Source organism: Bifidobacterium vansinderenii (assembly GCF_002234915.1).
GTDB lineage: Bacteria > Actinomycetota > Actinomycetes > Actinomycetales > Bifidobacteriaceae > Galliscardovia > Galliscardovia vansinderenii.
On sequence record NZ_NEWD01000016.1, the window covers coordinates 98,823 to 111,664 of the forward strand.

The 12,842-nt window shown below is 64.5% G+C and carries 8 protein-coding genes; 3 read left to right on the top strand and 5 right to left on the bottom strand.

The window, feature by feature from the left end; translation table 11 throughout:
* The first annotated feature begins 34 nt into the window (after positions 1-34).
* The gene (locus Tam10B_RS06635) at positions 35-889 is read left to right on the top strand and encodes a transporter substrate-binding domain-containing protein (protein ID WP_093960472.1); all 855 of its coding nucleotides are present in this window, start codon (positions 35-37) and stop codon (positions 887-889) included.
* A gap of 150 nt (positions 890-1,039) precedes the next feature.
* Here the strand turns inward: Tam10B_RS06635 and Tam10B_RS06640 are convergent, their stop codons facing one another.
* Positions 1,040-2,416 (bottom strand): alpha/beta fold hydrolase, encoded by a 1,377-nt coding sequence (locus tag Tam10B_RS06640; RefSeq protein ID WP_093960473.1) that lies wholly within the window; start codon positions 2,414-2,416, stop codon positions 1,040-1,042.
* A gap of 146 nt (positions 2,417-2,562) precedes the next feature.
* On the opposite strand from Tam10B_RS06640, the gene Tam10B_RS06645 reads away from it, so the two are divergent.
* A complete protein-coding gene (locus tag Tam10B_RS06645; RefSeq protein WP_158214153.1) occupies positions 2,563-5,142 on the top strand; it encodes a sensor histidine kinase in 2,580 nt (859 codons plus the stop codon).
* Between the two features lie 165 nt (positions 5,143-5,307).
* Positions 5,308-5,979, top strand: a complete 672-nt coding sequence (locus Tam10B_RS06650; RefSeq protein ID WP_408606639.1) for a response regulator — start codon at positions 5,308-5,310, stop codon at positions 5,977-5,979.
* A gap of 285 nt (positions 5,980-6,264) precedes the next feature.
* On the opposite strand, the gene Tam10B_RS06655 is transcribed toward Tam10B_RS06650, so the two are convergent.
* The 4 genes from Tam10B_RS06655 to Tam10B_RS06670 all read right to left on the bottom strand — a co-directional run bounded on the left by Tam10B_RS06655 (position 6,265) and on the right by Tam10B_RS06670 (position 12,817).
* Positions 6,265-8,910, bottom strand: coding sequence for an ABC transporter permease (locus Tam10B_RS06655; RefSeq protein WP_093960476.1), 2,646 nt, complete (start codon positions 8,908-8,910; stop codon positions 6,265-6,267).
* A gap of 38 nt (positions 8,911-8,948) precedes the next feature.
* Complete coding sequence (locus Tam10B_RS06660) at positions 8,949-9,701, bottom strand: ABC transporter ATP-binding protein (RefSeq protein ID WP_093960536.1); 753 nt, start codon at positions 9,699-9,701, stop codon at positions 8,949-8,951.
* Between the two features lie 287 nt (positions 9,702-9,988).
* Positions 9,989-11,524 carry an MDR family MFS transporter gene (locus Tam10B_RS06665; RefSeq protein ID WP_093960537.1) on the bottom strand — a complete coding sequence of 512 codons (1,536 nt, stop codon included), beginning with the start codon at positions 11,522-11,524 and terminating at the stop codon, positions 9,989-9,991.
* A 111-nt stretch (positions 11,525-11,635) separates the two neighbouring features.
* Positions 11,636-12,817 carry a pyridoxal-phosphate-dependent aminotransferase family protein gene (locus Tam10B_RS06670; RefSeq protein WP_158214154.1) on the bottom strand — a complete coding sequence of 394 codons (1,182 nt, stop codon included), beginning with the start codon at positions 12,815-12,817 and terminating at the stop codon, positions 11,636-11,638.
* Between the last annotated feature and the right edge of the window lie 25 nt (positions 12,818-12,842).

Sequence of the window (12,842 nt, forward strand, 5' to 3'; positions counted from 1 at the left end):
CACGCAAATGAGAGGAATCCACAAGGGAGGAATCATGAAGAAACTCAAGAAGATCATCGCCGGCCTGGTGGCCGGTGCCGCGCTGATCTCGCTCGCCGCCTGCGGCTCGTCCAGCTCGGGCAGCAGCGACTCGTCCGCGTCCAGCCAGCAGGGCCAGACCGTCGAGCAGATCAAGAAGGCCGGCAAGATCCGCATCGCCACCTTCGGCGATCTGCCGCCGTACGGCTACGTGAAGAATGACGGCACCCGCGCCGGCTATGACGTGGCCTTGGGCAACAAGCTCGCCGAGGATCTTGGCGTGAAGGTCGACTGGGTTCAGGTGAACGCCGACGGCCGTGTGGACGCCCTGAAGTCCGACAAGGTGGATCTGGTGCTCGCCAACTTCACCGTGACCGACGAGCGCAAGCAGGTCGTGGACTTCGCCAGCCCGTACATGAAGGTGTCGATCGGCGTGGTCTCCCCCGAGTCCGCCAAGATCACCAGCGCCGACCAGCTCAAGGGCAAGAGCCTGGCCGTGACCAAGGGCACCACCGCCGAGACCTACTTCACCCAGAAGTACCCGGACGTGAACCTGCAGAAGTACGATTCCAAGACCCAGCAGTTCCAGGCCTTCAAGGACGGCCGTGTTGACGCCCTCGCCGACGACAACACCTACCTGTACGCCTGGGCCAAGGAGAACCCGGGCTACACCGTGGGCGTGAAGACCCTCGGTGAGGAGTCCACCATCGCCCCGGCCGTGAAGAAGGGCAACGCCGATCTGCTCAAGTGGGTCAACTCCGAGATCAAGACCCTCACCGACAACGGCTTCTTCGAGCAGGCCTACCAGGACGAGCTCGCCCCGTCGTTCACCGACGACATCAAGGCCGAGGACGTCATCATCACCAAGTGAGGCTGATGATCCTCCTCAGATAAGCGTTCGGCTTCGGCCGGCGATGTGAGAAAACCAAACGGTCCGCGTGCGGCGATTGTCGCGCACGGACCGTTTTTTCGTAAGATTCGGTCACAAGGTCCCGTCACAAGGACTAGTCACAAAGACCAGTCACAGCAGACCATCAAGATCTCCGCGGTTCAGCGCCTCCTCGTACAGGTGGCGGAACACGGTCGTGCCATGGTGCACGCCGTCGTGCTCGAACTCGTTGGTAACCCACGCATGAGAGCGTCCTATGCGGGAAAGCGTGTCGAGCTGCATGCCGGAGTCCACGTACATGTCGTCAAAGTAGACGGCGGACTGCAGCGGCACCTCGTTGCGCGCCAACTGGTCGGCGTCGTAGATGCGGCCGAAATGCGTGTCCTCCATGAGCACGTCCATGGCAGGGCGGAACGGCGCGAGCGAACTGTCCTCCTCGAACATCCACGGCAGGGCCGCCTCGCCGGTGAACATGAGCGGGCGGGCGTCCACGGCGAACTCGGGATGTCGCTGCAATTCCGCCCACGCCGCCCAGCGGATCGGCCGGTCCAGCTCGCCGTCCGCGTAGATAAACTCCTGCAACGGCCAGTAGAGCGGACGCCCGTACGAGGAAGTACGGGCCAGCACGTCCATGGCGAAGCCGGTGGACAGCATCGGCGCCTCCCCCGACGCGCCGGGCTCAACGCCGTCGACAAACGCCTGATCAATCAGCCAATGGAGCCGCTCGAAGCTGGGCTTCATGCCGAAGTCCGCCCCGAGCATCTGCAGACGACGCACGGAGAACGGGTCGCCGTTGGGCAGTCGCATCTCTCCCCCGGCGAGCAGGTCGGCCACGGCGGCCACGCGCTCACGGTCCTGCGGATAGCGCTCGTAGTACTGCTCAGTCTTGCTCATCATGCGCGGAACCGTATGCGCGTAGACCTCGGCGGCGCTGGTCGGCACGTGCGGGATGCCGCCCGTGGTGAACGACGCCGCCAGTCCACGCGGGAACAGCGACAGGTAGGTGAGGGTGAGGAATCCGCCGTAGCTCTGGCCAAGACTCACCCACCGCCGTCCGCGGAACTCGGTGAGACGCAGGTATTCGAAGTCGCGGATGATGGAGTCGGCGAGGAACCGCCTGAGATGGCCGGCCGCCTGGCGTGCGTTCATGCCTTCGATCGAACGCGGCTCCACGCGCGTGGAGCGTCCGGTGCCGCGCTGGTCGGGCAGAATCACACGGAAGTGTCGTATCGCCTCGGCGATCCATCCGTCGTCGTCGGGCCCTGTCGGCCGCGGGCACTGACCGCCGGGGCCTCCCTGCAGAAAGACGAGCAGCGGCAGATCGTCGTGCACATGTTCGGGCGCGCACAGCACACGGTAGAACAAGCCGATCGAACCATCGTCGCCGCTCTCGTCGAATCCCGATCTCACAACATCCAACGGATCCCGTCCACGCCAGTCAAGCGGCACTTCGATGGCGTGGTCCTCCACCACCAGTCCGGGCACATGATATTTGGCCAGCAACGTCATCGTGCATCTCCTTGCTCGTTGCTCATGTTCGTCGCCCCCATCCTCGCACACGCATATGTCCGCATGCCGCAACGAATCGTTCCGTGGCACGATGTCGCGCACGGCGTCCGCCGACTAGTGTGGACTGAATGAAATGGTTTTCGGGTATGGGCACTGCAATCGCCACGCTACGCCGGGCGGTCACGCCGCAGTTCGGCGACATCGACAATCGGGTGCTCATTCCGGACGCGCTGATCGCCTTGGTGTTGACGACATTGTGTGCGGTCAGCATCACCTACGGCACGATGCAGGACGGTCTGCTGTTCCATTACATGGACGACGCGGCGGTGGTACGGTTCTGGACGTGGATATACGGACTGCCGTTGATATTCCGCCGGCGACTCCCCCGTGCCAGCGCTCTGGCGTTCGTACTGCTTTGCCTGGTGCAGCTGGTGTTCGGCCCGGCGCTGGTGCTCAGTAACGGGTTCGCGCTGATGCACGTCTACACGGTGATCGTGTACGGCGAGCGCGATACGATTCGCCCGTTCATCGTGGTGGCGGTCGGTATGACGTTGATCGCCGCCGGGGTCAATACGAGTGTGCAGGCGTTCGGTCCGTTGGCGGTGTCGGCATGGCAACGGTATACGCTGGCCCCTTACGATTGTCTGATAGCCGATGGAATGGTCGACATCTCGACCTGCAGCCGTCAGATGCGGATGAATTTTCTCTGGATGTTGGTCATGATTGCGGCACCATTGGCCGCGGTGATCGTGATGGGCTACTGGCAGCGGGCGAGACTGTCGACGGTGCGGATGATGAGGGAGCGCAATGCCGCGCTGGAGGCGCGTCAGGAGGAGGAGACCCGTATCGCCGCGCTTGCCGAGCGGGCTCGTATCGCCCGTGACATGCATGACGTGGTGGCGCATACGCTGTCGATCATCATCGTGCAGGCGGATGGCGGGCGGTTCGCCGGAGCGAATGATCCGAAGCTTGCCCGGTCCACGATGGAGACGATCCGTCATGAGAGCATGCGCGCGTTGGGCGACATGAGGCGTCTGTTGGGCATCTTTGGTTCGCCGGGCGGTCATTCCCCCACCGGCGCCACCGAGTCGCATGCGCCCGGTTATGCGGATGTCGCCGGTCTGATCAGGCAGGCGGATTCGCCGTCGTCGGATACGCATGTCACGCATACGGTCGTGGGCACGCCGGAGCCCGACGAATTGGGTACGTTGGCCGCGAGTACGGTCTATCGTGTGGTGCAGGAGTCCCTGACCAACATCCGCAAGTATGCCGGCCCCGGGGTGAACGTAAGTGTGGAGGAGCGCTGGTCCGCGGATGGGCTGCGTATTCGCGTGACCGATGACGGCCGGGGGCTGGCGGCGTCCGCGGATGGTCACAAGCCTGGCTATGGTCTGATCGGCATGCGTGAGCGTATCGATTCTTTGGGCGGATCGTGCAGTGCCGGGCCTCGTCTGGGCGGTGGATTCGCGGTGGACGCGTTCATTCCCTTCCATGGCGAGCCGCGATCGGTTCCTCCGAACCGGCATCGGACGGCAGCCGACGGCCCCGGCAGCATGTCTTCCTCAGCGGCGTCCACGACGACGGCCACCGGGAATCTCACGGGGTCGAGCGTGCCGTCCGACGCGCCGACTCCGAACGCCGTCAGCGGGTTCAAGCAGCTGGTTATGGACCGTTACCGCGGGTTCTTGCGCGCGATGCGTCAGCTGGGTTCGCTGCCGGATTCGCCCGAATCCTCCAAGTTCAATGTGATCGAACGGGTCTCGCAATGGACGGAACGACACTATCTGATCATGGATACCGTATACGTGGCGCTGATTCTGCTGCTGTTCGGCTCGCCGAGCGCGGGGATCTGGGTGTCGAACGCCGACGGCGGCATCCTGTCGTCCGTCGAACCGGGCACACCGATCTGGGCGTGGTCGAATATCGGCGTGGTGCTGCCGTTGATCTGGCGTAGACGTTTTCCGCAGGCGAGCGCGGCCGTGTTCGCGGGACTGACGATTCTGCAGCTCCTGTTTCTGCCGTGGCTCACTGTGGCGGCGATGATATCGGTGTATTCCGTGTATTCGGTGACGTTGTACGGGCCGCGTACGGCGAAGCGGTGGACGATTCCGCTGATTGGTGTCGGTTCGGTTCTGTTCGCCATGAAGGTGATGCCGTCGGCGGCCTACGAGATTGGCACCGTGATTCGTGCGATCGTGCTGCTTTCCGAGGGACGGCTGATGGATATCGTGCGGTCGAGTACGACGATGAGCGGGGCGTCGGCGATGCTGGCGATGGTCGTGTATGCGATCGTCACGTTCGTCACGCTGATGGGTGCGATGGCGGCCGGCATGTGGTCGCGTTCTCGTGGGTCGAACATGTTGGTGCTGCAGGCGCGTGAGGAGGCGCTGCGTGACGAGGAGCGCAAGCAGAAGGTGTTGGCTGCGAATATGGAGCGCGATCGGATCAGCGCGAACATTCAGACCGATGTGACCGATACGCTGCTCGGTGTGATCGGCAAGGCCGACGCCGGTCTCCGGACGCTTGATGCCGGGGACGCGGACGCGGCGACGATCATGGCCTCGTTCGAGGGCATCGCATCCGAGGGGCGTGCCGCGTTGAAGCGCATGCGGCAGTTGCTGGGCGTGTTGCGTGAGACCGGGTTCAGCGACGAGACGACGTCCGCCGAGGGAATGCGATTGGCTCCCGCGGTTTCGTTGGATGAGCAGCTAGAGTTGAAGCGGTGAGCCACGACCGTGGCATGGACAGGCAAGAATGGTGATGGAGGAGATGCGGAGATGAGCGACGCGAACGGCGTGAGTGGAACGTCGGGAGAGCACGGCACGGATGGGCCCAGCCGTATCAGCGTGGTGATCGCCGATGATCAGGAGCTGGTGCGCGCCGGGTTCGCCATGGTGATCGGGTCGCAGCCTGATCTTGATGTGGTGGGTCAGGCCGGCGATGGCGCGCAGGCCGTGGAGCTGGTACGACGACTGCACCCGGATGTGGTGCTGATGGACGTGCGCATGCCCGGCATGGACGGTATCGAGGCGACCCGTCTGATCACCGAGAATTCCGGCAATGGTTCTTCATTGACCCGTGTGATCATCCTGACGACGTTCGATCTGGATGAATACGTGATGGCGGCGATCCATGCCGGCGCCTCGGGATTCCTGCTCAAGGACACCGAACCGGAGTCGCTGCTCAATTCAATCCGCACGGTCTATCAGGGCAATGCGATCATCGCGCCGTCGGCCACCAAGCGGCTGATCGAGAAGATGAGCCAGTCCGGCGATGCGACGGCGAACAATCCCGCGCGTCAGGTCTCCCCCGCACCGCAGGCCACATCGCAGGCCACACCACAGGCCACTGCGTACACGGATCCGGAACTCGATCTGCTGACGGAACGTGAGCGCGAGGTGCTGATCGAGATCGCGCATGGGCTGAGCAATCAGGAGATCGCCGACAAGCTGTTCGTCAGTCTGCCCACCGTCAAGACGCATGTGGCGCATATTCTTGCGAAGATCAACGCCCGTGACCGTGTGCAGGCGGTGGTCTTCGCCTATGAGAACCATCTGGTGTGATCGCACCATCGTGAGCGCGTCTGATCGAGCCGGTCGGTCATCAACGCGGCTGAGAGAACGGCGGGCGTCGTCCCTGAAATTGACGATGCCCGCCGTTTCGCATCCGTAGACGCGTCGTGCGGGCACCACTTGTGTGTTGCGGTTCTTCTCTTAACCGTTGTCTCTGATTATGGGCGGTGAATCTGAACGGAAGCTCACCGTCACGTTGATGTTCGGGAACAGTTCGGTGACGTTTTGCGGTGTGCCACGAGGTTCGACTCGTGGCACGATGGTCCGGCCGGCCCGTCAGGCCTCGGCGAGCGCCACGACCGGCGGGGTGCGCACGGCACGGCGGGCGGGGGCGACGCTGGCTGCGAGCGCGGCCACGGCGGCTACGATCAGCACCACGACCGCAGTTCCCCATTCGATCGGATATTGCACGGTGCCGTATCCGGTGAACACCATGGTGGAGCCCACCCATCCGAACAGCGTGCCGAGGATGATGCCGACTACGCCGGAACTGAGCGAAATGAGCAGTGCTTCGATCGCCAGCGAGAGCCGCAGCTGGCCGCGGGTCATGCCGATGGCGCGCAGCGTGGCGGATTCGCGGGTGCGTTCGATCACGGACAGCGACAGCGTGTTGGCCACGCCGACCAGTGCGATGAGCACGGCCACGGCGAGCAGTGCGACCAGCACCATCATGAGCATGTCGACCGTCTGCTCCCATTGCACGCGTTCGGCGATGGATCCGGTCACGTTCACGCCGTCCAGGGTACTGACGGCGTCCTTGACGGAGGAGAACAGGTCGGCAGCGGAGACGGTGCCGTCGGACTTCACCCAGATCTGCGTGTCGGTCTTGTCGCCCATGATCGTGTCGAGCACGGTCGGGTCGACGAGTGCGGTGCCTGCGTAATCCGAGGAGATGACGAAGCCTGACTTGTGCGCGGTCAGCGTTTTCTCGCCAGCCGTGGCAAAGTCGCCGTCGGGTCCGAACGTGCCGAAGCGTACGGTCACGTCGCTGCCGTCCCTGATCGGATTGTCGGTGTCTCCCATCTTGGACATCATTTCGATGCCGTTCGGCTCGATGGCGTGCATGCCGGCACTGGAGTTGAGTACGGTCCGACGCTGGGATTCGCTTAGTCCCGCAACCTGCACGGTGACGTCATGGCCCTTGCCGTTGTTGACGCTCGTGCCGTCGTTCCACTGCGCCATGGCCACGCGCACCGGTTCGGCGGCCTGAACGCCGTCGACCTTGGCGATCTTCCCGGCGACGGTGTCGTCGAGACCGGTGCCGGTGACGACGAGGTCCACACTGTAGCGCGAGTCGAGCGCGTCGGCCATGGTGGCCTTGGCGCTGGCCGCGCCCGTGCCGATGCAGGAGACCAGGGTGACGCCGATGAGCAGTGCGGCTCCGGTGGCGGCCACGCGACGCGGATTCTTGCGGATGTTGGCTGCGGCCACGGTGGCTGACGGCCCGGCGTGGGATACGATCGAACCGATTCCGGAGAGCATCCATGGCATCCAGCGGGCGGCCGAGAGGAGCAGCCCGAGGAAGGTCAGGGCGATGCCGCCCATGGCCATGAGCAGCGGAGCGGCGGAATTGTCGATGAGCGGGTGCCCTCCGGTAGCGGTCACATGGTTCTGCCAGAGAGCCACGCCGACGGAGGCCAGTCCGCAGACCGTCAGCAGAATGCTGCAGACGATGCGGAGAACGCCGGAACGCTTGGCGTTCACGAGCTCCATGGGTCGCAGCGCCTCCAGAGGGGTCACGCGGGTGGCGGAGCGTGCGGAGCCGACGGCGGCGATCATGGTCACGGCCATACCGAACGCGATCGGCACCAGGAACGCCTCAGGACTGGGGATCATGGCGAAGACCAGTCCGTTGAGGTTTGCGCCCGCGGCCTGCATGACGCCCATGAGCCCGAAGGCAGCGCCCACGCCCAGCGCCGAGGCGAGGAATCCGAGGATCGCGGCCTCGACGATCACCGAACGGTACAGCTGTCCCTTCTGCGCGCCGATGGTGCGCAGCAGCGCCAGGGTGCGGCGCCGCTGGGCCACAAGCACCTGGAAGGTGTTGCCGATCACCAGAGCGGCGACGAACATGGCGAGCGTGCCGAACGCGAGCAGGAACGTGGTGATGATGCCGGTGCCGTCACGGCTCATGGATTCCATCTGCTTGTCGGCGTATTCGTGGACGCTGAGCACGGTGAGCTTGTGCGGCAGCAGGCTCCTGATCTGGTCGAGCACGGCGGTGTCGGTGGAGCCTTGGGGAGCATGGATGCGCAGATAGACGGCGTAGGCGGGCACGGCGCCGAATCCTTGGTCCTCGTAGCCGTCCATGGTGGCGAAGTCGCCGTCCATCATGGCGCTGGCGCCACCGTAGCTGGAGAAGGCGCCGTTGTCGTCACGGGTCAGGCCCACGATCGTTTCGTCCAGTGTGGCGGCCTGCTCGCTGGAGCCGAACATGGCGGAGTTGTCGACGTTCACGGTGTCGCCAACGGACACGCCGAGTCGTTTCGCCATGTCGTCGGGGATGGCGATCTCGCCGTTCGCGTTCGGCCATCGTCCCTGGGTCAGGGTCATCGGCATGACCGCGGCGCCGCTTGCCGTGGGGATCATGTACGTGGTGGAGTGTCTGCCGGAGTCGTTGCTCACCTGCACCGATGCCGCGGCGTAGACGCGCACGCCGTCGACGCCGTCGATCGACTTGAGCTTGTCGAGTTTGAAGTCGTCGACGGTTCGGGAGGAATAGATGTCGTCGGCGGCGCCGGCGTTGACCACGTAGTTCGCGTCGCCGAATCCGGCGGTGATCTGCCGGCGCATCGAATAGTCGAGCGTGTTGCCGAACAGGAAGGTGCTGGAGATGAACAGCGTGCCGATGAGGATGGCGATACCGGCCGGGATCAGCATGCGGGCGCTGCGTTTCATGAGTTGGATGGTCAGGGACAGCATGGGTCTTCTCGTTTCCTTGTTCCTCGTGAGCGGTCGTCTCAGTAGGCCATGGCCAGTGCGGCGGCGCGCTGACGCTCCTGCATGAGCAGCGCGTTCATGCGTTCTGCCGTGGGTTCGGGTTCGTCGGCCACGATGCGCCCGTCGGCGAACACGATGGCCCGGTCGGCGTAGGATGCGGCCACGGCGTCGTGCGTGACCATGATGATGGTCTGGCCGAGTTCGCGCACGGACCGTTTGAGGAAGTCGAGCACCTCGGCGCTGGAGACGGAGTCGAGGTTGCCGGTGGGCTCGTCGGCGAACACCACGCTGGGCCGTGTGATCAGGGCCCGGGCGATGGCCACGCGCTGTTGCTGGCCGCCGGACAGCTCGTTGGGACGGTGGTCGAGACGCTGTTCGAGCCCGAGCGTGCGGACGAGCGTGCGCATCCAGACGCGGTCCGGCTTGGCTCCGGCGAGGGTGAGCGGCATGAGGATGTTCTGTTCGGCGGTGAACATGGGCAGCAGGTTGAAGCTTTGGAAGATGAATCCGATGCGCTTGCGGCGCAGGAGCGTCAGCTGTCGGTCGTTCATGGCGGTCAGGTCCTCGCCCTGCAGCAGGATGTGTCCGCCGGTGGCGGAGTCGAGGCCGGCGAGCGTGTGCATGAGCGTGGATTTTCCGGAACCGGACGGGCCCATGATCGCGGTGAACTTTCCCTGTTCGAAGCACACGTCCACGCCGCGCAGCGCGTGTACCACGCTATCGCCTTCGCCGTAGTCCTTGGTCAGTCCGATGGCTTCGATCGCCACCGGCATGCGGTTCGTCCGAGATTCACCGGTCTGGTTTCCAAGCGTCGGCTGGGCGGTCGTCTGCTGACCGGCATCGTATGTGTGTCGTCCCATCATCGTTCTCCTTCGGTTCTCGCAATTGTTCTGATACCGGTAACAATATGGGGATCGACAGGGCAATCCCATCGTGCGCGGGACCGAAAAACGCAACGGCGGCCGTCATCCCGAAGGACGACGGCCGCCGTATGAGCGTGCCATGCATCGGCCTTGAGGCCGATACCTGGTATGAGGGCCGATCGGACGACCGGCCCCGCCTACTTGCGTACCGTTCGCGTGCGCTTGGAGCGGATACGGAACGCGCAGACCAGCGCCACGTAGGCAGTCGCGCAGATCACGATCATGGCGGCGAAGGTCCACGCGCCGCCCACCGCCGTGGCGTGCGCGAACCGGGGCGTCCCCTCGGCGCCCGCCCCGGCCTGTGCAATGGTGAGGATGGTAGAGAACAGGGCGGTGCCCGCCGCGCCGCCGAACTGGAGCATGGTGTTGAAGATCGCGTTGCCGTCGGGGGCGAACTCGTGCGGGATCTGCGAAAGCGCGCTGGTCATGATGTTGGAGAAGCCCAGCGCGTAGCTCAGACCGAAGATGAAGTAGAAGCCGGCGAGCAGCGCGGGGGTCAGGTGCATGGAGAACGCGAGCAGCAGCACCGGTCCGATGATCGCCACGGCGAACGCGGTGAGAATCGGGCGGGTGGGACCGAACCGGTCGTAAAGCATGCCGCCCACGGGCGCGAAGAACGCGCCGATCAGCGCGCCGGGCAACACCAGTGCACCGGCGAGGAACGCGTTCGTGCCGAGCGAAAGCTGCGCCAGATTGGTGATCACGTAGCCGAAGCCGATGCCCACGATCGGCAGGATCGTGTAGGCGATCAGGTGCAGGAGCACCACCGGGTCGCGCAGAATTCCCAGTCGGATCAGCGGAGAGAACGAGCGCTTGGACGAGTATCCGAAGAACAGGAGCGAGAGCACACCCACGACCAGGCTGGCCACGGCGAAGACAGCCGCATGCATGTACGACTGGCCGGAGACGGCGGCACCGGCGGCCACGCCAGCCTGATTGAGCGCCATGACCAGACCGCACAGGCCCAGCACGATGGCCAGGAACTGCAGCGGGTTGAGCCGAGCCTCCTGGGTCGGCTCCTTCTGCTCGATGCAGCACAGTCCGATGACCAGCGCGATCAGCATGATGGGGATCACGATCACGAAGATCGCGCGCCACGGCAGCACGCTGGAGACGGCGCCTCCCACGGTCGGACCGATGGCCGGCGCCACGGTGATGACCAGCGAGCCGACGCCCATGAGCCGTCCGATCTTCGAACGCGGCGACTGTTCGAGAATGATGTTGATCATCAGCGGCGTGGCCACGCCCGAGCCCATGCCCTGGATGATGCGGGCGATGATGAGCACGGGGAACGAATGGCCCACGATCATGATGAGCGAGCCGGTGATCGCGAGGATCACGGCAGCCACGAAGATGCCCTTGAGCGGGAAGCGGCGCTTGAGGTACGAAGAGATCGGCATGGTGGCCGACACCACCAGCAGGTATACGGTGGTGATCCACTGCACGGTGGACGTGCCGACGCCGAGCTCCTTCATGAGTTCGGGGAACAGCACGGTCATCACCGTTTCGGTGAGGATGCCGATGAAGGCGAGCGATCCCACGGCGACGATGGCGCCGATGAGTCTGGCGGGAATCCTCTCATCCGCCGGAGTCTGCCGGCCGCTCGCCGGATCGTTCCTCTGCGACGCGTCGTTTTCCTTGATATTCGTATCGTTCGTATTGGTAGACAACATGGTGTTCTGTTGTGTCTTCACTGCGAAACCATCCTGCGGGCCGCCCTCCGGCCCGAATCTGCGTTCTGTATTGTGCACGCCGAGTCTACCAACACTGCCGTGACAACCTTCCTACTTCGCCGCGGCCCCTGCCGCCGCCTCCAGTCCCGCGGTCAGATCGACCGGATGGCCGAGTTCGTTAAGCGCCGACCCGAACGCGCCCAGTGCGGTAAGTACTTTCTGCAGGCTTGCCGTGTATCCCATGTGTCCGATGCGGACGAGCCTGCCCGCCTCCTCGCCGAGTCCGCCGGAAATGTGCAGACCGTACCGATCGTCCATGAGACCGCGCAGCACGGTGTCGTCGATGCCGTCGGGCACCGCGACCGCGGTCACCGAGTTGGCCATGTTCGCCTCGTCGTCCACCCACAGGTCCAGTCCCATGGCACGGATACCGGCCCGTGTGGCACGGGCGGCGGTCGCGTGGCGGGCGATCACGGCGTCCACGCCTTCGCTCATCACGATGTCGAGCGCGGCCTTGAGCCCGTAGATGCTGGAGATCGGAGGCGTGTAGGGCACGTAGTCGCGCTCCACCCACGACCGCCACGGCAGCAGACATAGGTAGGAGCGCTCGTAGCGGCCGGTTTCGGCGATCACGCGGCGGGCGCGCTCCCATGCCCGGTCGCTCACCGCCACCAGCGACATGCCGGGCGTGGATCCCAGGCACTTCTGTGGTCCGGTGACGCACACGTCCACGCCCCATTCGTCGAATCGCACGTCGGAGCCGCCCACGCCGGACACGGAGTCGACGATGGTCAGCACGCCGCGCTCGTGGCATTCCCTGCAGATCGCCTCCATCGGGTTCTCGGAGGCGGATGGGGTCTCGGAATGCACGAATGCCAGCACCTTCGCATCCGGGTGGGCGTCGAGTACGGCACGCACCTGTTCGATCGTCACGCTGGTGTTGTATGGCACGGCCACATCCACCACGTCGCCACCGTAGCCGCGCAGCACCTTCGCATAGCCGGCACCGTAGTACCCCGACGCCAGGTTGATGCACACGTCGCCCGGTTCGACCAGATTGTAGGCGGCCATTTCCAGTCCGAGAATGGATTCACCCTCCACCGGCAGCACGCGCGTCGTGGTACGGAACAGCGCGGACAGGTCGTCGCTCACCGATCGCATGAGGTTCACGAAGTCATCGGTACGGTGGTGCACCATCTGCGTACCCATGGCGGCGAGCACCTGCGGATAGATGGAGCAGGGGCCGGACGCCATCGTAAGTTCGGGGACATGGGGTCTGAATGCATAGGTCATGGTCATTGTCCTTTCATCTGACAGT